At 68.9% G+C, this 25905-nt stretch carries 22 protein-coding genes, 1 tRNA gene and 3 pseudogenes; 12 read left to right on the top strand and 14 right to left on the bottom strand.

Features of this window, described 5'->3' with window-relative positions:
- Nucleotides 1-17: 17 nt before the first annotated feature.
- Nucleotides 18-722, bottom strand: a pseudogene (locus ACIQMV_RS20920) (polysaccharide lyase family 8 super-sandwich domain-containing protein); the annotation flags it as partial.
- Nucleotides 723-1037: 315 nt separating this feature from the next.
- Nucleotides 1038-2168, bottom strand: coding sequence for an ABC transporter substrate-binding protein (locus ACIQMV_RS20915; protein ID WP_402594549.1), 1131 nt, complete (start codon nt 2166-2168; stop codon nt 1038-1040).
- Nucleotides 2169-2229: 61 nt separating this feature from the next.
- Between ACIQMV_RS20915 and ACIQMV_RS20910 the strand changes: the two are divergent.
- The 3 genes and pseudogenes from ACIQMV_RS20910 to ACIQMV_RS20900 all read left to right on the top strand — a co-directional run.
- A pseudogene (locus tag ACIQMV_RS20910) lies at nt 2230-2769 on the top strand (serine hydrolase domain-containing protein); the annotation flags it as partial.
- A 356-nt stretch (nt 2770-3125) separates the two neighbouring features.
- On the top strand, nt 3126-4667 hold the full coding sequence (locus ACIQMV_RS20905) for a substrate-binding domain-containing protein (RefSeq protein WP_402594548.1): 1542 nt from the start codon (nt 3126-3128) through the stop codon (nt 4665-4667).
- A 64-nt stretch (nt 4668-4731) separates the two neighbouring features.
- Nucleotides 4732-4845, top strand: a pseudogene (locus ACIQMV_RS20900) (IS5/IS1182 family transposase); the annotation flags it as partial.
- Between the two features lie 16 nt (nt 4846-4861).
- On the opposite strand, the gene ACIQMV_RS20895 reads toward ACIQMV_RS20900, so the two are convergent.
- Complete coding sequence (locus ACIQMV_RS20895; RefSeq protein WP_402594844.1) at nt 4862-5446, bottom strand: histidine phosphatase family protein; 585 nt, start codon at nt 5444-5446, stop codon at nt 4862-4864.
- A 201-nt stretch (nt 5447-5647) separates the two neighbouring features.
- On the opposite strand from ACIQMV_RS20895, the gene ACIQMV_RS20890 reads away from it, so the two are divergent.
- The 4 genes from ACIQMV_RS20890 (at nt 5648) to ACIQMV_RS20875 (ending at nt 8499) form a co-directional block, all read left to right on the top strand.
- The gene (locus ACIQMV_RS20890; RefSeq protein WP_402594546.1) at nt 5648-5827 is read left to right on the top strand and encodes a hypothetical protein; all 180 of its coding nucleotides are present in this window, start codon (nt 5648-5650) and stop codon (nt 5825-5827) included.
- A 345-nt stretch (nt 5828-6172) separates the two neighbouring features.
- The gene (locus tag ACIQMV_RS20885) at nt 6173-6847 is read left to right on the top strand and encodes a pyridoxamine 5'-phosphate oxidase family protein (protein ID WP_402594545.1); all 675 of its coding nucleotides are present in this window, start codon (nt 6173-6175) and stop codon (nt 6845-6847) included.
- Nucleotides 6848-6887: 40 nt separating this feature from the next.
- Nucleotides 6888-7142 (top strand): nitrilase-related carbon-nitrogen hydrolase, encoded by a 255-nt coding sequence (locus ACIQMV_RS20880; protein ID WP_402594543.1) that lies wholly within the window; start codon nt 6888-6890, stop codon nt 7140-7142.
- Nucleotides 7143-7338: 196 nt separating this feature from the next.
- On the top strand, nt 7339-8499 hold the full coding sequence (locus tag ACIQMV_RS20875; protein ID WP_402594541.1) for an FAD-dependent oxidoreductase: 1161 nt from the start codon (nt 7339-7341) through the stop codon (nt 8497-8499).
- Between the two features lie 152 nt (nt 8500-8651).
- Here the strand turns inward: ACIQMV_RS20875 and ACIQMV_RS20870 are convergent, their stop codons facing one another.
- The 4 genes from ACIQMV_RS20870 to ACIQMV_RS20855 all read right to left on the bottom strand — a co-directional run bounded on the left by ACIQMV_RS20870 (nt 8652) and on the right by ACIQMV_RS20855 (nt 12396).
- Nucleotides 8652-9359, bottom strand: a complete 708-nt coding sequence (locus ACIQMV_RS20870; protein ID WP_401781621.1) for a cysteine hydrolase family protein — start codon at nt 9357-9359, stop codon at nt 8652-8654.
- Nucleotides 9360-9469: 110 nt separating this feature from the next.
- Nucleotides 9470-10081 carry a TetR family transcriptional regulator C-terminal domain-containing protein gene (locus tag ACIQMV_RS20865; protein WP_402594540.1) on the bottom strand — a complete coding sequence of 204 codons (612 nt, stop codon included), beginning with the start codon at nt 10079-10081 and terminating at the stop codon, nt 9470-9472.
- A 52-nt stretch (nt 10082-10133) separates the two neighbouring features.
- Complete coding sequence (locus tag ACIQMV_RS20860; RefSeq protein ID WP_402594538.1) at nt 10134-11222, bottom strand: sulfite oxidase; 1089 nt, start codon at nt 11220-11222, stop codon at nt 10134-10136.
- A gap of 202 nt (nt 11223-11424) precedes the next feature.
- Entirely contained in the window at nt 11425-12396 is a 972-nt protein-coding gene (locus ACIQMV_RS20855; RefSeq protein ID WP_402594536.1) for a hypothetical protein, read from the bottom strand.
- Between the two features lie 425 nt (nt 12397-12821).
- On the opposite strand from ACIQMV_RS20855, the gene ACIQMV_RS20850 reads away from it, so the two are divergent.
- A complete protein-coding gene (locus ACIQMV_RS20850; RefSeq protein ID WP_402594534.1) occupies nt 12822-13757 on the top strand; it encodes a LysR family transcriptional regulator in 936 nt (311 codons plus the stop codon).
- 239 nt (nt 13758-13996) lie between these two features.
- Here the strand turns inward: ACIQMV_RS20850 and ACIQMV_RS20845 are convergent, their stop codons facing one another.
- Nucleotides 13997-14407 carry a hypothetical protein gene (locus ACIQMV_RS20845; RefSeq protein ID WP_402594532.1) on the bottom strand — a complete coding sequence of 137 codons (411 nt, stop codon included), beginning with the start codon at nt 14405-14407 and terminating at the stop codon, nt 13997-13999.
- A gap of 386 nt (nt 14408-14793) precedes the next feature.
- Here ACIQMV_RS20845 and ACIQMV_RS20840 point away from each other — a divergent pair, with 386 nt between their 5' ends.
- Nucleotides 14794-15252, top strand: a complete 459-nt coding sequence (locus ACIQMV_RS20840) for an SRPBCC family protein (protein WP_141365272.1) — start codon at nt 14794-14796, stop codon at nt 15250-15252.
- A 158-nt stretch (nt 15253-15410) separates the two neighbouring features.
- On the opposite strand, the gene ACIQMV_RS20835 is transcribed toward ACIQMV_RS20840, so the two are convergent.
- Complete coding sequence (locus ACIQMV_RS20835; RefSeq protein ID WP_402594529.1) at nt 15411-16067, bottom strand: hypothetical protein; 657 nt, start codon at nt 16065-16067, stop codon at nt 15411-15413.
- A 573-nt stretch (nt 16068-16640) separates the two neighbouring features.
- The gene (locus ACIQMV_RS20830) at nt 16641-17084 is read right to left on the bottom strand and encodes a nitroreductase/quinone reductase family protein (protein WP_402594527.1); all 444 of its coding nucleotides are present in this window, start codon (nt 17082-17084) and stop codon (nt 16641-16643) included.
- A gap of 439 nt (nt 17085-17523) precedes the next feature.
- Here ACIQMV_RS20830 and ACIQMV_RS20825 point away from each other — a divergent pair.
- Nucleotides 17524-17597, top strand: a tRNA-Met gene (locus tag ACIQMV_RS20825).
- Nucleotides 17598-17931: 334 nt separating this feature from the next.
- On the opposite strand, the gene ACIQMV_RS20820 is transcribed toward ACIQMV_RS20825, so the two are convergent.
- From ACIQMV_RS20820 to ACIQMV_RS20805, 4 genes are all read right to left on the bottom strand, one after another.
- The gene (locus tag ACIQMV_RS20820; RefSeq protein ID WP_402594525.1) at nt 17932-18306 is read right to left on the bottom strand and encodes a DUF6223 family protein; all 375 of its coding nucleotides are present in this window, start codon (nt 18304-18306) and stop codon (nt 17932-17934) included.
- Nucleotides 18307-18574: 268 nt separating this feature from the next.
- On the bottom strand, nt 18575-19057 hold the full coding sequence (locus ACIQMV_RS20815) for a hypothetical protein (RefSeq protein WP_402594523.1): 483 nt from the start codon (nt 19055-19057) through the stop codon (nt 18575-18577).
- A 440-nt stretch (nt 19058-19497) separates the two neighbouring features.
- On the bottom strand, nt 19498-20067 hold the full coding sequence (locus ACIQMV_RS20810) for a hypothetical protein (RefSeq protein WP_402594521.1): 570 nt from the start codon (nt 20065-20067) through the stop codon (nt 19498-19500).
- A 1676-nt stretch (nt 20068-21743) separates the two neighbouring features.
- Complete coding sequence (locus tag ACIQMV_RS20805) at nt 21744-22349, bottom strand: hypothetical protein (RefSeq protein ID WP_402594520.1); 606 nt, start codon at nt 22347-22349, stop codon at nt 21744-21746.
- Between the two features lie 855 nt (nt 22350-23204).
- Between ACIQMV_RS20805 and ACIQMV_RS20800 the strand changes: the two genes are divergently transcribed.
- A complete protein-coding gene (locus ACIQMV_RS20800) occupies nt 23205-23783 on the top strand; it encodes a TetR/AcrR family transcriptional regulator (protein ID WP_401781645.1) in 579 nt (192 codons plus the stop codon).
- 19 nt (nt 23784-23802) lie between these two features.
- Nucleotides 23803-25767: an FAD-dependent oxidoreductase gene (locus ACIQMV_RS20795; protein ID WP_402594517.1), complete on the top strand. Its 1965-nt coding sequence runs from the start codon at nt 23803-23805 to the stop codon at nt 25765-25767.
- The last annotated feature ends 138 nt before the right edge of the window (nt 25768-25905 follow it).

Raw genomic sequence — 25905 nt, 5'->3', positions numbered from 1 at the left:
CGCGCTCCTGCCGTTCGTCAGCTGAAAGCCAGCTCACACCGATGGCTTGCGCATGCCGTCCCCGGGGTGACCCTGAGCCGCAGCCTGTGGCCGGTTTCCAGGATCTGAACGGACGGGTCGCTCTCGACGACGCGACGCACCGGCCGGTTCCAGACGATCTCCACCGGGGCGCCGGAGCGGGGCGGCTCACTGACGCACAGGGTGGCGCTGCGACCCCGACGGCGCAACAGGACTGCGGCAGGCGGGGAGACGGTGAGCGGGCCCGCCGTGCCGGCCTGTCAGAAGGTGGCGGCGGTCAGCCCGAGGCGGTCGATGCTGACGGCCTGGCAGGTGCTGTCGTTCGCGAGGATCCGCAGCCAGTCGCGCTCGGCCGCGCGCTCGGTCACGGCGCGTCGGGTGGCCCCCGGCATCAGGACGTAGGCGTACGAGCCCGCCACCGGGTCGGTGCCATGGTCGAGCCACAGGGTCTGCCAGCGGCGGGTGCGGCGCTCGGTGGAGCTGGTGGTGTTGATGTCGGACCAGGCGCCGGGGCGGTCCTCGCGCAGAGTGCGCAGTTCGGCGCCGTCCGGCAGGACCCAGCCTCTGTGCCCTTCGAGGTGGGCCCAGCGGGGCCGCGGCCGGTCGTCGACGGTGAAGGCCTGGGTGCCGCCCTCGCCGAGGTTGCGGTTGTCGACGATCGTTTCGACGGGCACACCGTCCGTGGCAGTGATTCCGGCCCCGAGGCCATGCTCTATCAGCGGACGGAAAGCGCTGTCTATGGGGCGGACGGGAAGACCTCACACGGGCGTCCGGACCGCGACCGTGTCCCTGGAGGCCGCCCGGGCCCGGGGGATACACCTCACCGCGGCCCGGGTGCAGTGGCTCGTACCGGCAAGGGTGGTCCGCATCCCCTGGGCGCGGACATTGATCCGGCGCTGCTGGAGCGGGCCGCCGTCGAAAAACCTCAGCTCCCCTGAACTCGCGGGACTCCACGGCGCCGGGGATCAGTACGACCGTGGTCGGCCCTGAGATTGATGTTGAGTCACTTCCGTGCTCTCTCAGCCGGCGTGGAGGACCCGAAAGCGGTCGGGTCGCACCGGATCTCGATCGACGACCTGGACGGGCGGCCAAGCCCATTGCCACACGCTGATGCCTGGCGTGCGGGAGAACTGGATCCGACCGCGGGTGCCCTCGACTGCAACGCGCGGCCAGGATTCGGCAGTGCGCGCCCGGTCCGCGCCGTGAGAACGCAGTACGTCGGCGAGGACGGTGACCGTGTCATAGCCCTCGAAGGCGACGAAGGAAGGCGCTTCGGCCAGGCGCTCGCGGAGAGCCTTCTCGACTCGTGCGCCGAGTGGGCTGAGGCGCTCGGGCAGGTAGCGCAAGAACGGGATCGCGGCGCTGTCATCGCCCAGCAGCGTCGCCCATTCGGTGAACTCCGCTTGCCCGGCCGGAGCACCGATCATGATCTCGGCGAGGCGCCGGTCGTGGCGCACGGACTTGACGATCGACACTGCCGGCTCCGGGTGGCCGACCAGCAGAAGGAGGGCTGTCGCGCGATGGCCGACGAGTTCGTCGCACACGGCCGTGGGGGTGAGCGCGCGCAGGTCGAGTTCGATGACGGTGCCGCCGCGTGGAGCGAGGCAGTCCCGCAGAATGCGGGTGCCGGATGCCCAGTAGACACTCGACTCGGCTGCTACGGCGATTCGACTGTGGCCCATGCCGAGGAGGAAGTCTGCGTAGATCCGCCAGCCGTGGGACTGCGCGGGGGCGAGGCGCGCGACCCATTGCGTCGGCTGTTCGGTGAGCGCGTCGAGGACCGCTGACGAGCAGAGGAACGGCAGGCCGAGGGCGTCGGCCCTGGCGGCAGCGGCGCGAGCGACGACGCTGTGATATTCCCCCGCCAAGGCAGCCACACCCAGTCGAGCCAATTCCTCTACGGCCGCCGCGGCCCTCTGTGGATCGGCCGCGGTGTCCCGGACCACCAACTCAAGTGGTCTTCCGGCGATCCCGTCGGCGTCATTGACGTCGCTCACGGCCAACTCAAGCCCAGCGAGCAAGTGTTGGCCTGCCTCGACCCAGCCGGGCCGAGTGAGCGGAACCAGAGCGCCGATCCGGACGGATGATCCGTCAGTCCGCTCCGTTCCAGGTGGCGACAGTGGCGACAGTGGCGATGGCGGCGTATTCATGAGCTGGCGTCTCCCGATTGACGATTCGCGTGATTCGGGTGATTCGGTCGCGGTGTGCCCGCGGTACATCACCCGGAACGTCATCGAGCGCGCCGGGCTCCGGGACACCGAACTCCCCACCGAACCGTACGTCGACGGGCCGCACTCGCAGATCTACGAGGCATGGTTCGGCATGATCGACCCCCCGCGCGACTACAGCGTCTACGACATGTCATGGGTGGGGCCGGCGGCCGCGCTGATATCGACCGTCGCGGACCTCAACCGCTTCTTCCACATGCTGCTGGCCGGCGAGATCGTCAGCCCGTCGTCGCTCGCGCAGATGGAACGCACCGTCCCGGTCGTCTCCCAAGAAGGAAAGACGATCGACTACGGCCTCGGCCTGCACCCGATGGAGACTCCTGGGCAGGGCACCTTCTGGGGCCACGGCGGCACGGTCTGGGGTGCTGGAGCACTGGCCATGACCCGTGCCGACGGCAAGCGACAGATGGCCGTCGCGGTGAACCTCCAGAGGTGGAACAGGCTCGACTCCTCGGGCAAGCCGCAGCCCCATCCCATCGACGACGCGCTTGCGGCTCTCTACCGTGTGGCGATGTACGGCTGACCGGGCGGGAGAGAGCCGCTTTCACCATCCGTCGTACCGGTGCGCCCAGTTCAGCGGGTGGCCCACCTTGTCGTAGACGTGCGCGTCGAGTTGCTCCCCCGGAACACCCACTACCCGCAACAGGCCTACGAGGGCGGTGACTTGCCGCCCGACGCACGCAGCACCCACGTACGCGCACACACGCACGCACGTCCGGTCCGATCGCCAGGGCAGTCTCCTGATACCACGTCAGGTCAGCGGCCGGGCTCACCGCGAACCCGTGCCACCCGCACGCCGGACTTGAACACCTGACGAACAGTCGGAGACGATCGCCTCCACCCCCGCCGAATCGCCCGGCGGGTCCGTACAGTCGGCTCGTGGGATGGCTCGAAATCACCTTCACGGCCGCCGGCCTGGTGCTGGGCGTCGTCTCCATCGTCACGCCGTTCATCGCCGACCGGCGGGCCCGGCGCAGTAGACGCATCGGCTTCCGCAAGCAGATGGACATCGCGATAGGTCACAACGGTCAAGCCGGCGGGGTGGACCCGCGCCTCGGCCTCTTCAACGACCTGCCCACGATGCGCGACGCCACCCTCGTCCTGCTGCGCATCGAGAACGACGGATCGCGGCACGTCGAAGAATCCGACTACATCGACCCGTCGGCGCAGTACGGGCTCAGTGCCGAGTTCCCGGGGCGGCGCATCCAGGCGCAGGACGTCACGCTGCCCGATGAACACGCCAATCTGATGGGCTACTTCGAGAACCAGCCCGGCCTGTTCGTCATGGGCCCGAGCACCCTGCGCATCCCGCGCGTCCCTCTCAAGCCAGGTGCCTACTACAAGATCCTGGTGCTCCTGACGGGGGGCCAGGAGGGCGCTCCGGTCGTCGTCACCGGCGACATCAAGGACGGCACGCTCCACGAGAACCACAGTCTGACGCCCGATGAGAAGCCACCGGTGTTCAGCAAGCAGGCCCGCTGGACCACCGTCGTCCTCGGCCTCGCGCTGATCGCGGCGGCCACCCTGCCGCTCGTTGTGCCGGGCCCGTTGCCCGACGACTGCGAGACGGGCAGCCTCAGGCTGACCGGCTCGACGGCGTTCGCGCCGGTGATGAACGAGCTGGCACAGAAGTACCGGGACCACTGCGGCGGAAAGCCGGACATCATGGTCTCCACCCACGGCAGCCGCACCGGTGTGCGCGAACTCGCCCTGTCCGGGGGCCGGCACCGGCAAGGCGCGCCGGTGATCGCCTTCTCGGACGGCCCGCGCCCGGCGAGCTACACCCAGCTCAGCGAGAGCCGCGTCGCGGTTTCCCTGTTCACGCTGGTCGTGCACGACGACGTGCGCCTGACGAACCTGTCCGTGGCCGACGTGCGCCGCGTGTACCGGGGCGATATCCGCAATTGGTCGCAGCTCGACGGCCCCGACCTGCCCGTCGTCCTGGTCAGCCGTACGTCTGGCTCCGGCACCCGCTCCGCCCTGATCAGCCGCGTCCTCGGCGGCGCGGACGAACCGCCCGCGTCGTCGGACGACTGCGTCAACCGCACGGTCCGCAGCACGCCGGTGCTGCGCTGCGAGCTCGACTCGACGGAGCAGGTCCTCGACACCGTGGCCCGCACCCCGGGTGCGATCGGCTACAGCGAACAGCGCGCCGCCTCCACTCCGGAGCGGCCGAAGGGGCTGCACCGCCTCAATCTGGACGGGCACGCCCCCGACCTGGACCGCATCGAGTCGAGCGGCTACCCCTACCGCGAAATCGAGTACGCCTACACCTACGGCCGTCCCCCCGCCGATTCGCTGGCCTCCAGCTTCCTCGCGTACGCCGTCGACAACGGAACCGGCAAGGGCGTGGTCGCCACCCACGGCCATCTCCCGTGCGGAACACCCGTGGGACTGCGGGTCTGCGGCGCGGCCGACTGAACCTCGCGCAAGCCGCGCAGCTGGCTGCGCCGGCGACAGAACTCCGGCCGCCTGGGCGGACACCGCCGGGTGCCGCCGCCGGCACCGCCGCTATGAACGCCGAGCGGAACATTTCCCGGCCTTCGCTGGGATCGCCGCGGCGCTCATGTGCTTCCGGCGCCTCTCGCGGCAGGCATGAGGCAGCGGCTCTGTCGCTACGGGACGTTCCAGGCGGCAATGAACGGCTGCCCGTCCTCGGTGGCCAGGAAGCTGAGAGTGCCTGGATGCGGATGGCCGAGCAGTCGGCCGGCGGAGGCGTCGAGGCCGAGCCAGCGCACCGTGAGCACGCGCGCCAGATGACCATGCGCGACGACGGCGACATCGCCCTCGTCCAGCAGCGGCCGCATCCGGTCCAGCACCGCGTCCGTGCGCGCGGCCACCTGCTGGAGCTGTTCGCCGGGATGGTCGTCGCCGGGAATGACGCCGTCCCGCCACAGATCCCAACCCGGCCTCATCTCCTGGATCTGCGCCGCGGTCAGGCCCTCGTAGCCGCCGTAGTCCCACTCCATCAGGTCGGGATCGGGCCGGACGCCGGCCAGGCCCGCCAGTTCGGCCGTCCGCATGGCGCGGCTCAGCGGGCTGCTGAACACCGCCACCGGATGGCGTCGGGCCAGCCGCGGAGCGAGCGCCTTGGCCGCGGCCTCACCCGCGTCTGTCAGCGGAATGTCGGTACGGCCGGCGTGTTGGCCCGACAGGCTCCATTCGGTCTGGCCGTGCCTGATCACTATCAGTTCACCCATGGCCGCGCACGATATCTGACCATGCGACACGACCGACCACTCCTCGCCTTCGCCGCCACCGCCCGCACCCTCATCTGCGACGGTCGACTCAACAACCGAGATGACCGCCAAGCGGGTCCGGTGAAGTGTGGTGCTGGTCGTTGGACGCCGGTGCCGATCGCCTCGATGCCGGCATGGATGCGGCAGGGATAGCCTCTGGCCATGCCGGGCTTCGAGATCACACCGATAGGTACGGTCCGGAACAACCGGACGGATGTCCAGTACACGGACAACTGGGGTGCCGTCCGCAGCACGATCACCATCGACGAGGAGTTCCGCCCGGTGAACATCAAGCAGCCGGCGTGGGTCAGCCGCCTGATGTCGGAGTACTTCCAGCCGTAAGCCGTGGCGACAAAGATGTTCGCTGCCGGCACAACGGAGTCTTCGCGGCTGCCATCGCGCCGGTTGCCGACGGTGGATGGTGGATCGCGCGTGCCGTGGTGGAACGTGATCCCGAGCGCCATCGTGGCACGGACGACGGCTACGGCTGCCTGATGCTTGAGGTGGTGCTCAGTGCCATCGTGCTCGGCACACCGGATTCCAAGCTGACTGTTCCGAGCAGCGGTCATGGAGGGGAATGGGTCTGCGAGGAGGTGTTTCTACGGATTTCGTTGTTCAGCAGCCGACTCTTCGATGAGATCAGAAGACATCTAGACGGCTATGTGCGATATCGCTACCTTCGGCGGTATGGCCTCGAAACCCCTCCCGCCCAGACTCCCGGTTACCGCCCGCACCCGGCACAGGCGCCTACGCGAACAGGCCAGCCTGGAGCGGACCGATCTGGAGGCGGTTCTCGACGCCGGGTTCGTCTGTCACCTGGGAGTGGTGATCGAAGGGCGGCCACTTGTCCTGCCCACGGTGTACGGGCGGGACGAGCAGTGGCTGTATCTGCACGGGTCCGTAGCCAGTCGCAGTCTGACCGGTGATCTCCCCGTCTGCGTCACCGTCACACACGTCGACGGGCTGGTGCTCGCTCGGTCCGTCTTCGAGCATGGTGTGAACTACCGCAGCGCCGTGATCCACGGCGACGCCCGCAGGGTTACCGACCCCGAGGAAAAACTGGCGGGACTGCGCCGGCTCACCGAGCACTCGGCTCCTGGCCAGTGGTCTTACGCCCGCCGCCCGAACCGCAAAGAACTCGCCGCCACCACCCTGCTCGCCCTCTCCCTGGAGGAAGCCTCAGTCAAGATCCGTACCGGCGCACCGGAGGACGGTGACGGGCCCGACGCGGGACTCGGGCTGTGGGCCGGGATCCTGCCTCTGACTTCCGTATGGGGCGAGCCCGTCCCCGATCCAGCACTGCCGACCGGCACCCCCATACCGGGGCACATCGCATGCCGGGAGGGAACCCGGCACGGCTGAGTGGTTACGGTGACGTTCGGGAGGGTGGGACTCAGGGGTAATGAGCCTCATCCGCTCCTTCACTGTGGAGTTGTGGCCGACCGTTCGTGCCCGGGCGATCGAGAACACCGCCTACGTCCTGGCCTGCGGTCAGACCGGCCCCAACTGCGCGGGCCAGAGCCTCATCGTGGATCCGATGGGCCATGTGGCGGCATCGGCGGGCGAGGCTCCCGGGGTGGCGTCCGCCGTCGTCGACGCGGCGCGCGTGGAGGCCGTCCGCGCCAAGAACCCCAGCCTGGCGAACCGGAGGAGGTGAAACCGGGACCTGAGTCCTGGTGTTCGGAGAGTGCCCCGCGCCTACAGGACGCAGGGCTCGGGCGGCCCCGCACTCCGCGCCCTGGGGAGGGGCCGCCCCAGGACGGCGGGGATCACCGGTCCGCCGGCTCACGCCGTCGTTTCGGTTCGGTGACGGGGCGGGACTGGCTTGGTGAGGGGCCGTACGTTGTATCGACATGAGACCCCGTATCGCCGTGATCGGCAGCGGCCCTGCCGGCCTTACCTTCGCCCGCGTCCTGCACCGTCATGGTCACCCTGTCACCGTCCTCGAACGCGATCCCGCCCGCGACGCCCGTCCCGCGGGCGGCACGCTGGACCTGCACGAGGGGCTGGGCCAGCTGGCACTGGAGAAGGCGGGGGTGCTGGCGGAGTTCCAGGCGCTGTCCCGTCCCGAGGGGCAGGCCATGCGCATCCTGGACGCGGACGGGACCGTCCTCCGCGACTGGCAACCTCGTCCGGGTGACCGGGCCAATCCCGAGATCGACCGCGGGCAACTCCGTGACCTGTTACTCGGGCCTCTGGACGTTCAGTGGGGGCGGGGCGTGACGGAGGTAGTGCCGGAGAGCCGGGATGGCGTGCTGGTCCATTTCGCGGACGGGCGACAGGAGACGTTCGACCTCGTGATCGGCGCGGACGGTGCCTGGTCCCGGGTCCGCCCGGCGGTCTCGTCCGCGACGCCGCAGTACACCGGCGTCACCTTGGTCGAGACCTCCCTGGACGACGTCGACACCCGCCACCCCGACCTCGCCCGGCTGGTCGGCGACGGTTCCGTGGCTGTGTACGGCGTGAACCGCGCGCTCGTCGCCCAGCGCAACAGCGGCGGCCACGTCAAGGTATACGCCCAGTTCCGCGTGCCGCTGGACTGGCACACGAACCCGGACCGGCATAGGGACCTGAACGAGCGCGCGGGCCTGGGCCCGGACGACGTCGAGGCCGTGCGATCAAGCCTGCTGGCTCTGTTCGACGGCTGGGCCGCTCCCGTCCTCGACCTCCTCCGCCACGGCACAGCTTTCCTCCACCGTCCCCTCTACGCTCTGCCCGTGTCCCACACCTGGGCCCACGTGACCGGGGTGACGCTACTGGGCGACGCAGCCCACCTGATGCCCCCGTTGGGGGTGGGCGCGAACCTCGCGATGCTGGAAGGCGCCGAACTCGCCGAGTCCGTCGCCGCCGCCCCCGGCCCTGGAGATCTGGACGAGGCCGTCCGCGCCTTCGAGGAACAGATGTGGGCACGGGCCGGCGGGTGGGCGAACATCACGATGGCTGGTCTGGAACGCCTCGTGAGCCCGGACCCGTCCGAAGCCCTCGCCCTCTTCGACGAGGTCCAGCCTTCCTGACCGCCAAGAGCGAGAGCATGGCCCAGTCCGCCGGTTCCTCGCCCCCGGACCATCCCGGCGCCAACGCCTCCCGGGGGAGGGGCTCCACGATCCGTTCGGTGACTTCGCTTCCGTTCATGTCACGCGCCCCGCCCTCCGGGGGTTGCTTGCCCTCAGGCCGAACGAAGTTGACCGACGGTCTGCTCGGTCGACCACACGGCGCTGGCCAGGAAACGGAAGTTGATGAGGGCGGCCAGATATCCGTCACCTTCGGGCAGCCGGGGCCCGGCGGTGGCGTCACGGACGACCACGACCTCGAATCCCTGCTCGACCAGCTCCCGGAGGTGCCCTTCGGTGCACAGGTTGGCCGCCATACCGGCAAGGATCACCTGCGAGATGCCGCGCTTGCGCAGTTGGAGGACCAGGTCATTCGACTCCGGCCCCACGATCTTGTGCGGGGAGGCGATGACGGTCTCCCCGTCCAGGATGTACTCCTTGTACTCCGGCAGGAAGTCGGCGCCGGAATCGGTGAAGCCGTCGAGGGTGAGCGGACCGGTGCGGCTGAACATGCCGACGCTGTGCATGAACTGCTCTATCGGGTCGCCGAACTTCCACTGCTGGTCGGTGGGGTAGAAGTAGTGCGGTGACACGGCAACCGTGATGCCCGCCTCCTTCGCGGAGGCGAGAAGCCGGCCGATGTGGCCGACGGTGCCGTTCTCGGTGATGCTGTCTCCGAAGACGGACCAGGTAGCGCCCTTCGGGCTCAGGAAGTCGATCTGCGGGTCGGTGATGACCAGTGCCGCACGTGCGGGGTCGAGTGTGAACCCACTTCCGGGGAGTGCGGGGCTGGTGGGTTCGGCGTAAATGCTGCTGTCGGACATGAGCGGGACCGCTCCTTACGAGGGGGGTGGCTGACGGGGATAATAAGTGACCGGTCGTCTTTTTATGGGGATCAGAGTACCGCCTCCTCGGCCGGAGCGACAGCCGTCTGTTACTTCACCGAGGCAGTCGATGTTCCAAGGAGGCGCGGCAGGGCCACAGTTGCGAACCTCTCGTACGAATCGCGTCGCTGCCTGATGCGTCCTTGCATGACAGCCCCTTCCCACGCCTCGACGATCACGAACGCGAGTTCCTCCGGTGACGCGTCACCGGGGACGTCGCCGCTCACCTGGGCCTCTCGGAGGCACGCGGCGATCAAGCCGGTCCACCGGTCCATGATGTGGTCCAGCTTCTCTCTGACCTCTGCGCTGTGGTCGGCCAGCTCGAGAGACATGTTGCCGACGAGGCACCCCAGCGCGAAGTTGCGCCGCGCGTTGTGGTCCGTCATGGCCAGGAAGAAGGCGGTGACGCGTTCGACGGGCGGCCGGGATGCGTCTCGCAGATTGAAGCCGAAGTCCCGGTCGATGGATGCCCAGTAGTGTTCGAGCACAGCGACCGCGAAGTCTTCCTTGCTGGCGAAGTAGCTGTAGAACGACCCCTTGGGCACACCGGCACTGTCGGTGATCTCTTTGATGCCGCACCCGTTGAAACCGTTCGTGTGCATGAGCTCGAGCCCCGCAGTGAGGAGGCGTTCACGGACGAGCGGATTGGCTGGTCGCGGCATCCTTCGATAATAGCCGAACGGTCAACTATCGTCGTGTTCGCGTGGGGGCTGCTCAGCGGCAGGTGACGCGGGCACGGGCCCAGGAGTTGTTGGCGTAGCCCTTGGGGTTCCACAGATGGGCCGGGGACTCGGGCATGACCGCGCCGGTGCAGTCCCATGCCCGTGCGATCACCTGTGTCTCACCGACGGGCAGGTCAAGGGTGATGTGCCAGAGCTGCCAGGTCCAGGGGCTGGCCGGCCGGTCCAGCTCGGCCTGGCGCCAGCTGAGTCCTTCGTCGAGGGAGACGTCGACGCGGGCGACGGAGCGATCGTCGCCGGCCAGGGCGTAGCCGGTGATCTCGGCCGGTCCGGGCGAGAGATGCGCGCCGTCGTCGGGGCTCAGGATGTCGCAGTTCAACGCGATGGGGCCGAGGGAGATGCCGTCGCCGGGTCCGGCGTGGTCGGGGTCGGTTTCGGCGGGCAGGATGCGGTAGGCGGTGGCCTGGAAGTAGTTGTCGGACGGCTGGGTCTGAGCGGTGACGCTGGTGAGCCATTTGACGCTGCGGGCGCCGATCCAGCCTGGCACCACCGCACGCAGCGGGCCGCCGTGGACGGGAGGTAGCGGCCGGCCGTTCATGGCCCAGGCCAGCAGTACTTCCGGACCCTGGGCCTTGGTGGTCGGGATGGAGCCGCCGTAGGGCTGAGGTGGGTCGGCCAGGTGCGAGACGTCCGGGGCGGCGAAGGCGATGTGCGTGGCCTGCGCCCGCAGGCCCGCTGCGGCCAGTACGTCGGCCAGCCGCACCCCGCTCCAGCGGGCGGTGGACGTGGCACCGGGCCCCCACGGGTCCTCGCCGGGGATGTCCCGCACCGCGGCCAGGCCGGCTCGCCGGTTTCCGGCGCACTGCAGTGTGGCCGCGACCTCCACCTGGTCAAACCGTGCCCGCAGGTCCTTCAGGGACAGTTCCAGCACCCGTGCGACCAGGCCGCCCACCCGCAGCCGCCATGCCGCCGGGTCGATTGCGGGGATCGGGCCGTGGTTGCGGCTGTAGAAGGTGTCGACCGGCGTCTCCTGCCGCCCAGCCAGCGCCTCTCGAAGTGGCTCGGCATTGAACGGCTCTCGCTCGTGCACCACCATGTCGTCCCGCTTGCCCCAAAGGCCCATAGTCAGGCGAGTACCCGCCACGGCAGCCGAACCTCGCACGCAGTGCGTCGCACCGGTCTCCCACGGCGGCGCCGGCCTACGAACCACAGACGGCCGAGTACGACGAGCGCAGCCTCAGGTGCACGTACCCCCACCACTGCCTCGCCGGTCGGTCACCAGCCGCCCGGCCGCAACCCCAAGGCTGCCTGAACACTCGGCCCCGCTATACCAGGTCGCTGATGACCGGATGCGCTGACGACACCGGGCAGGTGAAGATGCGCATGGTCTCATGCCCGCCGAGCCGCACATCTGTGGGGGACTGACGACGAAGGCGGCTGTTCACAGGACCATCGAGGAATTCGGCCGGGGCCCAACTCGCCGTGCCGCCGTCCCATTCGACGCTGGCCATCGCGGCGACGAATCGCATCTCGTTGCCGCATGTGTGGCACCGCACCGGCCCGAAATAGCCCTGGTAGTTCCAGGGTTCGTGCCCGCCGAGCTTCCAGCCCGGGGCGGTTGACAGCTCCCAGCGGTATCTGGGCTCGTGGTCTTCTGGGTCGTCCGTGGTGAAGGTGGCCATCTCCCACTCGTCGACTCGGGCCTCGAACTCCTCGCCCAGCGCACCAGGGTGCGGATACTCGGTGACCGGCTCCGGCCGAATCAGACACGGTGTCGGTAGATAGCCAGGCTCCCCAACGGCGACGGGTTCGGGTGACGTCGCGAAGCTGCCGGAGAGGTCACGGCTGTGGCGGTAGCGGACGTGCACGAACGGGCCGGCGATGCCGTTGTAAGGCACTGCCGCATCTTCGTAGCGGTGCTGGAACGGACACCACAGGATCTGCAGGACGTCCGTATCCTGCGGGAAGCCGTCGTACCAAGGCACGTCCCGTGCGTACACCTGCATGACCGGAAGCATGGGCCAGGCCATATCAGCCGGGATTTCGTCCCAGGTGATCTCTCCGAGGCCGGCGAACGTCGTCGCTGACCGTTTACCACGGACGTTGTCGGGACGGTGCGGCCGGCGAAGCTTGAGGTGCTGACCGCCGGGACAGGTCGGCCACGCCTCGTCTGCCGGCCACGCCAGCGGCCCACCCACGGAGCTCTGGTACGGGTCCGGGCCGGCGGGATCCGGGTGCAACCGGACCGCTGTCCTTGCGTGATCAGCCAGCTCGGGAAAGAACGAGATGACATCCAACGGCCGAGGTGGAGTCACTGGAACACTCATTGCTGCCGTCCTTGCCTTTGAACAGTGCACCCGCCGACCACAACCACGTGCGGGGCCGAGAAACGTGCGATCACGCACGGCATCGTACGGTCCTCGCCCCCTCGCAACAGCTCCGGCCACCGCTCTGGGCTCCCTTCCGGATGCACAAGTCTCCGGCTGGGACATCTGCGCGGACATCGGCGGGGGAGTTCCGCCGCAAGCGGCCGGTACTGATCATGACGGACCTGATGCGGTTCACGGCGCTGCTGGCCTGCTCCTCATGCCCGACGCCCCTTGCCACTCACCCGCACAACCGATCCGCGATCGGAGGCATCAAAGCGAGCACCATGCCCGGGGATCAAACCAACCACAGGGCCCCTGGCCACAACCAATGGTTGTGATCGTAGGGTGTCGACATGGACCTCGACTCCGTTCGGACCTTCGTCGTCGCCGCCGACGCGGGGCAGTTCCAGGAGGCCGCCGCCGAGCTGGCGGTCACCCAGCAGGCGGTTTCCAAGCGCATCGCCGCGCTGGAGCGCAACCTCGGCGTGCGGCTGTTCAACCGCACACCGCGCGGCGCCGAGCTCACCATCGACGGGCAGGCGTTCCTGCCCCATGCCCGGGACCTGCTGCGCGTCGCTGAACGCGCGGCCGCGTCCGTGCGCCCCGGCCGCCGTCCACTGCGCGTCGACGTGATCAACTCGCGCGGCGCGGCATCCGGCCTGATGCGCGGCTTCCACCGCGCGCACCCCGAGAACGAGCTCGACGTGGTGTGGCTGTTCGACATCGAGACGGCCATCGCCGCCATCCGGTCCGGTGAGATCGACGCGTCCTTCCGCGCCGTCGCCGCGCCCGGTCGGCCCCTTCCCGAGGACATCGAGTCCGTCCGGGTGCTCGACGAGCCGCTCCAGCTCCTCACCGGCCCCGCCCACGCGCTGGCGTCCGCCAGGTCGGTGCCCCTGGCTCGGCTCGCCGGCCACCGGATCTGGATGCCCGGCATCGTCCCCGGAACCGAGTGGGCCTCCTACTACGACGACCTCGTCGCCGAGTACGGCCTCACCATCGAGGCGACCGGCCCCAACTTCGGTTCCGACGCGCTCCTCGACACCATCGCCGACACTCCGCCCCTGGCCACCTTCATGGGCGAGTACACCCGCCTCGTCTGGCCCGCCGGCCACGGCCTGCGCCGCATCCCGGTCACCGAACCGACACCCGTCTACCCGCACTCGCTCCTGTGGCACCGCGACAACCCCCACCCCGCGCTGGCCGCCCTCCGCACCCACCTCGCCGCCACAGCGGCCGGCCACGACGCCGCCGGAACCTGGACACCGGGCTGGGTGCATCCGCGCTGAACGCCACCGACCCATCGTGGCCGGAGTGATGGACGGTGGCCGGACCGACGGACGGCGGCTCGCGGCAGGCGCGGCCATCGGCACACTCCGGCTCTCACCCTCCGTACGCCTGAGCCCAGATGGCCCTCGTTCTTGATCGGCAGCAGAGACCCAGGGGATGGTCGATCGTGATCTGACTCAGCTCGACGCGGTGAGAACTGGCGTCTTCGCCGGTGGGACCGGTGCATGCGGGGTCGGCCCTAGCTGACAGGCCACACGCTTGGGCTGCCCGCTCGTACGTAGTCGGCGTATTCGTCCATGCCGAGGCCGCGGTTCATCCATCTGCTCCGCACTGCCCCGGTCAGCGACTCTGCCAGCTCGAGCGCCCCCAGCGGCTCGGACGCGATCCCGAGTTCGCAGAAGGGCATATCCTCGTCGTCCTCATGCGGGTAGAGGAACGGTGGCAGCTCGTAGAGATTCCGCTGTCCCTGGTAGCCGTCGGCCCGATCCACGCCGCCGTACAGCGTGATCACGTAACCCTGCTCCCGTGGCCAGATCTCCACCCATGCGACGCCCCGCTCGCCGTTGTGCTCCTTCGGTCCGAGGAACTGCTCGATCTCCGCTCCACGACGCAGTGACCCGACGGCGAACGCTTCAACCATGTAACGCATGCCACCACCGTAAACGGGAGGTCTGACAGCAAAGAAGCCGACGGTGCCGGCGCCGATCAGACCGCCCTGTGATCATCATGGTGCGCCTCAAGTTGAATACGGGACGGCCTGTGCCGCCGGTGCAGACGTGGGCGCGTCGAGGCGCACGTCGCGGAGCTTGCAGGGCTCATGGCACCGCTCTTCTCGCAGCGTGACCTGCGGGCGAACGCGGCGGCATACGTGCAGGGGCTGACGGCGCTCGGCGGGCGCTGGGTCGAAAGGCCCGCGCTCCTACGACTGGGCGCATGTCACCCTCGTCATGGCCGCCTACGCGCGGCTGGCCCGGCGCCGCCGCTCTCCGACCGGCGATGGGAGGATCACCGTGCCGTATCGAGGAGGGATCCGAGGTGCCGTCCACCGAACTGAAGCACACGTTCCAGATCGCCGTGCCGCCGCAGGAGGTCTTCGCGCACCTGGCCGAACCGTCGCATTACATCGGCCTGTCGCCACTCCTCGTCGCCGTCCGCGACGTGCGCCGCAGTGGCAACACCGTGCACTACACGGCCGTGGAACGCTTCCGGTTCCTGGGCGTCCTGCGGCACGACAACATCATCGACGTCACCCTCGTCGCCGCCCCGGACCGCCTCCCGCACTTCGCCGAGATCTCCGGCGAAGTCCGCAGCCCCGGCCGGGTCCGCATGAGCTACCGCTTCGCCATCGACCGCCACGCGGCCGGCAGCGTCGTCACCGACACCCTGCACCTGCACACGCCCCCGGGCCTGCTGCGCTTCGCCGCCTCCCAGGCGGGAGCGGTTCAGCAGGCCCGTGCCCGTGTGCTGACGGCGCGCCTGGCGCAGCCCGCCTGACGGCCGCTTGGCAGGCCGCCACCGGCACGCCCTGAAACCTGAAACCGGCACGATCGCGCATGCGTTTCGCCACGGCCGCGATGGTGTCAGGCCGCTCTCAACAGCGGCCTGACCGTCCACCCGACGAACCTCACCCTTTTCGCCGGAGAGAGCTGAGCCTAGGCCCGAGGTGTGCCGTCCCAGCGCCATGTGGTCAGGCGAGGGCGTCCGGACAGTTCGGCGCGTCCGGTGGCCCACAACAGGGTGGGCCAGGGTTCCGTGGATTTTGGAGCGTCTGGAAACAGCCGGGCGAGTACGCGCGCGCACAGGTCGGCGGGTGGGTTCCAGGCGAGGCCGAGCCCTTGCCCCAGGTCGTGCGTGTGTACCAGGGTCTCCACGATTCCCATGGCGGCGAAGCCCTCGGGGTCGGACATGCCGAAGACGTGGTGAGCACGGGTCTGCGGCGGCCTGGTGCGCACCATGGCGACCAGCAGCGCACCACTCGCCTCCAACACCTGCAACAGGCCGGCGGGCCCCGCCTCACGGTTGGCGTGAATGGCGTTCGCCGGGCCGCCTGGCCGTCGGCTCTCCCACACGAAGGGCACCTCCCCATCCAACGGCGGTGCTGTGGGGCCCAGTTGCGCGGCATACGCGAAGAGGTCGTCGCTGAGGTGCTCGACGGTCTCCCAGCAGTCCCATGCCAGCGAACCGGCCCTACCGTCCCACGCGGCTGGGGGCGCCTCGCGAAGGGCCTTCACAGCGAGCTGCACGGCAAGGTCGAGGTCGTCCGCAGTGACAGGGGACGGGGAGCGGCCGGTCTCGGCTGATCGGGACATGGCAGGACCGTACCGCGACCGGCAGGAGTCGCGCCCTTCCTTTGTCACGGGCCGCGCCTCTCGTCGACGAGGTGAAGGCCGGGACCGGCAGCGCGATGACCGACGAGGTCGGCGTCATCGCAGATATCAACAGGAGGGCACCCCTGCCTTGCCCCGATGATGGAGCTTGCTCCGCTTCGGTGGAAACCATCAGCAGTCGCTGCGAAGCGCACCAGCCTTCGGTGAACCCGTTGCGCAATTGGGTGAATGCGCACACTCTCGATCTCGTCCGGGGCCTGTGGGGTGGAGCTCCCGAGGGGCAGCCTGATCAGGGCCTGCCGTTCGGCCGCGGGACGGAGTGGTGGGCGTGTCGCCCAGCCGTGGCAACACCCGACAAGCTCGACGACGTCCGCTACGTCGTCGACGACTTCCAAGCCTGCATCGACTTCCAACGAGTGACGCCAGGTTCGAGGAGAACCTGGCGACCGCGCGGGCGTACCACGAACAGCACTTCCGCCTCGCGATGATCTCGAACCTGGCGTAGCGAACAACCGGCGAAAGCACCGTAGCCTGGTTCGACCCGTGACCTAACACTCATTCAGGCAGGGCGTCGTCTGATGCGCCAGGCTCCAGTTTCACGATGGGGAACTTGCGCGAAGTCCTGGTCTCGTACTGAGCGCTGTCGGGCCAGTACGCCGACCAGATTCCGTAGAGACGTTCCCAATCGGGCGACGCATGCGTGACAAGGGTAGGGGTCGTTTCGAGGATCTGTTTTCCCACCTCGATGGTCACCTTGGGCATGGCGGCGACGTTGCTCACCCACGCTGGATCTCTTTCCGCGCCGCGTGCGGTGCCGCAGACGAGGAAACAGTTACCGTCGGCCGCGTACACCAGGGGGTTCACCCGCTTCTGGCCGGTACGGCGGCCGATCGTGTGCAGGAGCAACAGGTTCTTGCCCGCGAAGAAGCCTCCTACAATGCCTCCCTGCGCCCGGAACTGGGCAATGACCTGCTTGTTTACTTCGTTGACGTTAGTCATGTCCGCCTCTTCGTGGCCGAGGACCTGTCTTGCTATTAGCTAACCAGTGAGGTACGCGGCTGCGCCGAGCCACGCCGGAGCCGTGCACCACGGCCTCGAAGAACAGGACCGCAGCGCCAGCAGTGACCAAGCGCGGCGGCAGGAAGACGCCAGGATGAGGCAGCCGACCAGGACCAGGACGGGGGATGGCGCGCACCAGGCGGCCCCCGGCGGGCAAGGGTGAAGACGGAGGCGCAGGCGCGCTGCCACTGCGCCGGCGGCCGGCGGAGCGGCAGCCGCCCGGCAGGACTTGCTGGGCGGCGTCCAAGCAAGCAGCGTCTGTGGGGAACTTGGCCCCCAGCGCGTCCAGGGCGTGGGTCATCCGGGCCTTCACCTCGTCGGCGGCTGCCCTCGATGCCGGCTTCAGCCATATGCATGTGTAGAGTGATCGTATCGACGACGCGGGGTGGAGCAGCTCGGTAGCTCGCTGGGCTCATAACCCAGAGGTCGCAGGTTCAAATCCTGTCCCCGCTACGAGATGGAGAGGGCCCGGAATCCGGGCCCTCTCTTGTTTCCGCTCTGCACGCGTTGAGAGTCCGCACCGCCGATGGGGCCTCCCCTGCGAACCACGGTCGTGGGTGTCAGACAGAGGGCGGGCAGGGCGGCGCGGGGCCGCGGCTGGTTCCCTGTTCCGGTCGCGGCTTCGTGAGCGGGAGTATTGAGGCTGGTCACGAGCCGTAGCCTCCGCCCGCCAAGGCGTTGGTGCCGACCTGCATCGCAGGCGGGACGGCGGCCGGAGCGTCGAGCTAAAGGAGCTGCGGCGCAGTTGGTGCCTGACAGGCGGACCGCCGGTCAGTCGATTCCCCGGTCAGCCTGTGCGGCGGGAGCGGGCCAGGGCCAGCTGGCCGAGGACTGCGGCGATCAGCCCCAGCACCAGGGCCAGGGCGCCTCCGACTACTCCGTTGCCGGTGCCAGGACCACCGTCGGCGACGGCCAGGTTCAGCGTGCCGACGACGATGCCGAACAGCCCCGCCATCATGGCCACGAGGGCCCTGCTTCGCGTGTTGCCGGCGCCGATGCGACCGGCGGAGCGGGCCAGGGCCAGCCCGATGACCACGCCGGCCAGCGCCACGAGTGCGGCCGTGCCACCCACGAGTCGCCCGGTGGTCAGGCTGTAAACGGCTGCCGACTGGACCGAGTCATGCGCGGACGCCGGCGCAGCAAGCACAAATCGGACTGACATGAGGGGCTCCTCCTACGACTGGACGTCGTCCGATCATGTCTGCCAGACCCACAGCTGGTCGTCCGGCGGGCGTAGGCAATTCGCGCTGCCGCCGATGCCGCATCCGGCTACCGCGGACGCTGCGGGAGCCGCGAAGGTACCGCGTGTGCGGTACCAGGCCGATCATCCACACTGGGTTGGGCGGGAGTGGGCCGGGCGGAGACGGGTTTCGTGAGGGTGCGGGCCGTGCTGTTGTGGGTGGTGTGTGCAGGGGGTGCGGGGGCTTGGGTCACACTGCCCGGCTGAGGTCTCTGTCGAATTCGTGGTGGCTGGGTGAGCCGATGTTGTCGCTGGTGGTGGTCCATCTGTGGCTGAAGGCGACGGGGATGTCGAGGGCGAGGAAGTTCTTGCCGTCCGCTGTGTGGGCGCGTAGGTGGAGTCGGTGTCTGGCGACGGGCACGGTCTGGGGGATGTGGAGGTTCCAGGTCTGTTTCCACAGTCCGGCGGGTGGTTGGGCGTCCCCCGACAGACTGGTGCCCATGCTTGCCAGCAGGTCGGGCAGCTTGTAGCTTTTGTCCAGTATTTTCATGGGGCCGATCTTCATGATGACCCGGCAGGTGACCTGGGTCAGGTCGACCGTCTCTTTGAGGTGGCACTCCATGTCCCAGCGGACTTGGTGTCCGAGGCGTGGCAGTGCCGGGGTGCATGTGATGTCGAGGATGTCCATGACGTAGCTGTCGTCGCTCGAGTCCTCCATCAGGCGGTTGTTCATAGGAGTCACCCCGTGGTGTCTTGGGTGCGGAATGTGCCCTGTGGTCGTGTGGCTTTCCGTGCCGTCCTGCCTCCGTGTGGGTGTGGTCATGCCGGGGCGGGGGAGTCGCACCAGGTATGCGGCTTTTTGCTCTCGTCACCCGTTTGGGCTCACCCGGCCGCCGCGGCAGGGGCCGGTGATCCTCGCGGGGGAACACCGCCAACTGGGGATGTTTCAGCAGGAATCCCCTTGAGGGTGAACCGGTGAGGCGGGAGGAAGTCGGCGCGGGCAGCCTCGCAGCGCCTTCTGGTCGGTCTAGCATGGCGTGCAAGGTGCGTGGACCGTCGGGAAGAGGGGCAGGCGGGCGCCACGTGCCGGGTGCCCCGAGGGGTCTGAGACCAGAACCCCGGCCCGATTACGGCGGGCCGGGGTTCTATATGCTGCTCATGGCGTGGCTGGGTTTAGAAGTCGTCGAAGTCGAAGTCTTCACCGTGGTGGCGCTTGACCACCCGGAAGCTGCCCACCACTCCGTCCTTGACGTGGATGCCCTTGGTGTGGTGCACCTTGACGCCGTTGGCTTCGCTGTGGGGGCCGACGGTGGCGACGGGGGCGCCGTTGTCGCAGGTCGCGCCGCGGAAGAACTCGACGGCCCGCTTGCTGTCGTTGCGGATGTTGAAGCTCTTGGAGCCCAGGCCGCTCACCACGGTGATGCAGCCGTCGGGCTGGGCGGAGAACGACCGCTCGTTGATGAAGATCCTGCCGATCTCGTGGTGGCGACGCTTGCCGTGCTCGCCGCCCTGGCCACCCTCGCCGCCTTCGCCGCCGCGGCCGCCGCCCTCGTTGCCCCTGCCCTGTCCGGACTCGCCGCCCATCGGCGCCTGGGCGGGAGCCTGCTGGACGACGGCCGGAGCCGCCGGGGCCGCCTGGGGCGCCGGCGCGGGGGCGGCGGTGGCGTAGGTGATGCCGGTCGCGGCGAGTGCCGCAGCGGCGCAGACGGCCGCGGTGACGGCGGTGGAACGGGTCATGATCATGGTGTCTTGCTCCTGTCTCAGAGAGGCCGGCTTTTGCGGCCGGCGTGTGATTGAACGTACTGACCGCTCCCAAAGCTGTCATTTCGGGCGGATCGGAATGGCTGGTGTGGGGGAGCCGAATGGGGTACCCAGAGCACCCGGCGGCACGGCTTTTCAACTTCTGACGACACGTCAATCCTCAAAAAGTTCCGGGCAGATTGATGAGGGATTAGGCCTTCAAGGTGATCTCTGATGCCTGATCACCCGTGCGGCAGCGAGTCGCCTGGAATTACCAGCGCGAAAGACTCATCAGATTCCGGGACGGGCGGGCACGGACCGGATCACGTGGGCCCTGCCCCGATGACGCCCCCTCACCCGGCGGGCACCGGCGTTCGGCAGGTCCGCCGGTGGGGGTCCGGCATTCCGTCAGGGCCGCAGCCCAAGGGTTGCGAGGCCTTGACCGGGTTGCTCGCTTGAGGACCTCGAAGCCTTGGGTTTCACCGCACCCCGTGCGCTGCCCTGCCACTGTGAGGCGCCGGCGTGCGTTCAGGGATCGGCGGCTTCTGCCGACCGGGGATCGGCGTCAGCGGTGCCGGTGAGCGCGGCCGGTCGGTGCTGGTGAACCGGTCCGGCACGTCGATTTGGTGACCCTGCAGCAGCTGCCGGGCGTGAGCGTGCCGGTCCGAGGCACGGATCGTCAGGTCCGCCAGTGCTCGGGCGACAAGGTGGGAACGAGGTCCCACACCCGCGCGGGGAGGGAGGTTGCAGCGGGCCTGCCCAGCCTGTCCCCACGACCCATGCCCCGGTGCCGATGCCGGCCAAGAGGCCAAAAGCTCCGGCACGTTTTCCACAAGGTGCGGGTCTTGCTGGTGGCGGAGCTGCCGAACGAGGACCGCGATACCTCGTCGCGCACCCACCCGGCCGGATCCTGCCCCTCCCATGAGGCCCGGCGGCCCAGCGGCCCACCATCGTGGCCGCGGGCACGGCAGCAGTCTGCCGGGGTCGGCAGGGATGGGCATGGCTTCGTCGCCCACCCGGCCCCGGCAGCCTCCGTATCGTCACTCATCGCACCCCTCATCCCCGGCTCTTCGCCTTCCTGCGGCCGCCAACAGCGGTAAAGAATCAGTTGAGTTGACGGACCGTCGTACGTCGGAGCCGATCTACGCCTGGGCCCGGCGTGGACAGCGAGCCAGCCCACTGCCCCGGCAACCACGTGTCGGAGGATGCCCGCTCCGGTGATCGCCGAGCGGATCGGCTGGCTCTACCTACTACCGCCACTGCGCAAGCGCCTCGCGCTGATCCGACCCAGTACGTCGGCACCGAGCAAGGACACCGGCGCCGGGCGCCGCGGCCGGGCCGGGGGAGGGGTACCGGGTGTGCGGCTTTCGCCTTTCGTCACCCGTTCGGGCTCACCCGGGCGCCGCGGGGGAGAGCGGTGGACGCTACTGGAGAACACCGCCAACTGGGTGTGTTCCAGCGGGAGTCTGCTTGGGGGTGAACCGGTGAAGCGGGAGCTGGTCGGCGCGGGCAGCCTCGCAGTGCCTTCAGGCCGGTTTTAGTATGGCGTGAAAGGCGCGTGGACCGCGAAGCGGCGGTCGGGTGTGGGCGCCACGTGCCGGTGCCCGGGGGCTGAGACCAGAACCCCGGCCCGATTGCGGCGGGCCGGGGTTCTCGATGGTTCGCTTGACGGGCCTGGTTTAGAAGTCGTCGAAGTCGAAGTCGTCGAAGTCGAAGTCGCCCTTGTGGTGACCGACCACTCGGATGCTGGCCACGACTCCGTCCTTGACGAATACGCCTCCGGAGTGTCCGGGCTTGACGCCGTTGGCTTCGCTGCGGGGGCCGACGGTGGCGACGGGCGCGCCGTTGTCGCAGGTCACGCCGCGGAAGACCTCGACGGTCCGCTTGCTCTCGTTACGGATGTTGAGGCTCTTGGAGCCCAGGCCGCTGAGCACGGTGATGCAGCCGTCCGGGGCGGCGGAGTACGTCCGCTCGTTGATGAAGATCCTGCCGATCTCGTGGTGGCGACGCTTGCCGTGCTCGCCGCGCTCACCACCCCCGCCGCGCTCACCACCCTCGCCGCGCTCGCCGCCTTCGCCGCCGCGGCCGCCGCCCTCGTCGCCCTTGCCCTGTCCGCCCTCGCCGCCCATCGGGGCGTAGTCCGGGGCGGGCGCCTGCTGGGCGACGGCCGGGGCCATCTGGGGAACCGACGCGGGGGTGGCGGCGGCGTAGGTGATGCCGGTCGCGGCGAGTGCGGAAGCGGCGGAGATGGCCGCGGTGACGGCGGTGGAACGGGTCATGATCATGACGCCTTGCTCCTCTCTCTGAGGGGCCGGCTGTGAAAGCCGACGTGTGATGAACGTAATGACCACCCCCAAAGCTGTCATTTCGGGCACATCGGAAGGGCTGGTGTGGGGGAGCCGAACGGGGTACCCAGAGCACCTCCAGGCCCGGCTCGCAGAATGCTGACGGCACGTCAATCTTGTGATAATTGCGGGCAGATTGATGAGGCGTTAGGCCTTCAAGGTGATCTCTGACGCCTGCTCACCCATGCGGCAGCGGGTCGCCTGGAAATGCCGCCCCGGACGACTCGTCAGATCCCGGGACGGGCGGGGCGCGCACTGGATCACGGCAACCCCGCCCTGCCGGGGTCTTGTGCCCAATTTGGCCGCCGTCCGATTGTGGACCGGGCGACCGTCCCGTGGTCAAGAGAGTGAGAGCCCCAAGGCCGGGCCCCTATGACGCCCCCTCACCTGGTCGGGGCGTGCTCGTGCGATCCGTCCAGCCGCGGTATCGGCGCAGGTCGCACCGCCACCCAGCTGACGAGTCCGTGCCCGGGCGGCGGTGACACATCGACAGCCTGGACGAGGCTCGCTTGCCCATGTCAGGGCCTCAACTCAAATTCCCTCACCACGTGCGGCTTGTGACCCCGGGCCAACTGCATGCGTGCGCTGCGCAACGTGCGGGGCGTGACCGCTCGCACTCGTCCTGGGTGGAGCAGACCTTCGTAGCGTGGATGTCGGCACGCTGATGCAGCAGGGTGACGCCGGGAAGAGCCCGCCGGGTATCGGGGAGGGGTGGCATTGTGTTGCCCGTCACAATAATGCGTTATTATTGAGCGCGAGACGGGGCGGCGAGAGCTTGAAGCGGCGGGAGTGAGAATGGACGAGCAGAGGGAGCGCATTCTGCGGGCGGCGGCCGAGGTGCTGGCTGAACGGGGCTTTGACGCAGGCCGGTTGCGTGACGTCGCCACGACGTCCGGTGTGTCCATCGGTGCGCTGCAGCACTACTTCGAGACCCGTGACGCGCTCTTCCGTGAAGCCTTCGCCTGGTCGATCGACGATCTGATCGAACGCTGGCGGGCGGCGGCCGCCGACGCGGCCAGTGCCTGGCGCCGCTTCGAACTGCTGGTCACGGCACTCACCACCGATCCCACCCTCACCCGGCGCTGCGCCACTTGGACCGAGTTCTGTGCGAGCGCCTCCCGTCGTGAGGAACTGCGCGAAGGTGTGCACCGGGTCCATGCCGAGTGGCAGGCGCTGGTCCGCGAGATTGTCCACCAGGGCCTGCAGAGCAAGGAGTTCGATCCGGTCGTCCCGGCCGACCTGGCCATCGGGTCGCTGGTGGCCCTGGTCGACGGCTGCGAAATGGCAGTGGCGTCCGGATCCGGGCTCACCGCTGAACGTTACGCCGAGCTGATGCTCGGCACCGCGCGCGTGCTGCTCGGCGTATGCGCCTAGGCTTCGGAGAGGACATTCCATGGGAGTGAGGTTCCCGCACCTGTTCAGCCCGCTGCGGATAGGGCAGGTGACAGTGCGCAACCGGATCCTGTCCTCGGGCCACGACACGGTGCTGGTCAGGGACGGCGAGGTCACCGAGGAACTGATCGCCTACCACGAAGCCCGCGCGAAAGGCGGCGTCGGCCTGATCGTGCTCCAGGTCTCGGGCGTGCACGAGTCCGCCCGCTACACCACTCACGTGCTCATGGCCACTGACGACGAGTGTGTCCCCGGCTATGCCAGGCTCGCGCAGGCGGTGCACCGGAACGGAGCGAAAGTCTTCGGCCAGCTCTTCCATCCCGGCCGGGAGATCCTGGAGTCCAAGGACGGCAGCGCACCGGTCGCCTGGGCGCCCTCCGCAACACCGAGCGAGCGCTTCCATGTCATGCCGCGCGCCATGACCGAGGCCGAGATCCGCGAAGTCCTCGACGGCTACGGCCAGGCAGCCCGCCGACTGCGTCAGGCCGGGCTCGACGGCGTAGAGATCGTCGCCAGCCACGGCTACCTGCCGGCGCAGTTCCTCAACCCCGAGGTGAACACCCGCAACGACGGCTGGGGCGGCGACCGGCAGGGCCGGATCCGCTTCCTGCGCGCGGCGCTGCGCAGCGCGCGGGAGGAGGCAGCAGACGACTTCGTGGTCGGCCTGCGCATCTCCGGCGACGAACTGAGCCACGACGGCCTCAGCAGCGAGCTGGTGCTTCAGTCCGTCACCGAACTCGACGCCGAGGGACTCGTCGACTACATCTCGGTGTGTGCGGGTAGCTCGTCCAGCCTGTCCGGGGCCCAGCACATCGCCCCGCCCATGTTCCAGCCCGCCGGCTACACCGCGCCGCTCGCCGCCGAGGTGCGCGCCGTCGTCGGTGTCCCCGTGATGGTGGCCGGGCGGATCAACCAGCCGCAGGAAGCAGAGCAGATCGTCGCAGGCGGTCAGGCGGACATGTGCGCGATGACCAGGGCCCTGATCTGCGACCCGGACCTGCCGTCCAAGGCTGCGGACGACCGCGCCGAGGAGATCCGCGCCTGCATCGGCTGCAACCAGGCCTGCATCGGCCACTTCCAGCTCGGCTATCCGATCTCCTGCATCCAGCACCCGGAGACCGGCCGCGAGCGCCGCTTCGGAGTACTGCCGACGATCACACGGCGCAAGAAGGTGCTGGTGATCGGCGGTGGACCCGCCGGCCTGAAGGCCGCGGCCGTGGCCGCGGAACGCGGCCACGAGGTGGAACTGCACGAGGCAGGACGACGCGTCGGCGGTCAGGTGCTCCTTGCTCAACTGCTGCCCGGACGTGCCGAGTTCGGCGGCGCGGTCACCAATCTCGAGGGCGAGGCGCGACGAGCGGGAGCCCGCATCCTCGTGGGCTCAGGAATGGACGGCCCAGCCCTTGCCGCCGCGGCGCCGGACGCCGTGGTGCTCGCGACCGGCGCACGGCCTCGCCACCCACGGCTGGAGCTGATCGACGATCCCGTGGTCCTCGATGCATGGTCGGTGATCCGTGGCGGCGATGTACCGCGCGGACGGATCGTGGTGGCGGACTGGCGCGGCGACTGGATCGGCCTGGGCGTCGCTCTTCAACTCGCAAGCCAGCGGCGGAAGGTGACGCTGTGTGTCACGGGCTTCGCGGCCGGCGAGCACCTGCAGCAGTACGTACGAGCCGCCATGTTGGCCCAGGCGGCACGGGCACGGATAGAGATCCTGCCCAACGTGCGGCTCTACGGCGCCGACAGCGACACCGTGTACCTCCAGCACACCCTCACCGAGGAGCCGGTGCTGCTCGAAGGGGTCGCAGGCACCGTCCTCGCACAGGGTCACGACCCGGTCAACGAGTTCGACCCCGTCGGCCTCGGCGTCCCGGCCGACCGTGTCTTTGCCGCCGGGGACTGTGTCACCCCCCGCACCGTGGAGGAAGCGGTCCTGGAGGGACTGACAGTGGCGACGCAGCTTTGACGTCCTCGTCTCCGTGAAGGGGGCGATTCCCGTCTAGCGCGCCGTTTGAAGGCTGCGGTATCGGGGATCCAGCTTCGCCGTGCCGGGCCGACTCCCGGGCTGTGCACCGCGTTCACTTGCTTGGTCGGACACGGACGC

The sequence above is a fragment of the Streptomyces sp. NPDC091412 genome (genome assembly GCF_044756885.1).
Taxonomy (GTDB): domain Bacteria; phylum Actinomycetota; class Actinomycetes; order Streptomycetales; family Streptomycetaceae; genus Streptomyces.
The sequence above is the reverse complement of the archived record's forward strand: the minus strand, read 5'-3'. Positions and strand labels throughout refer to the sequence as shown.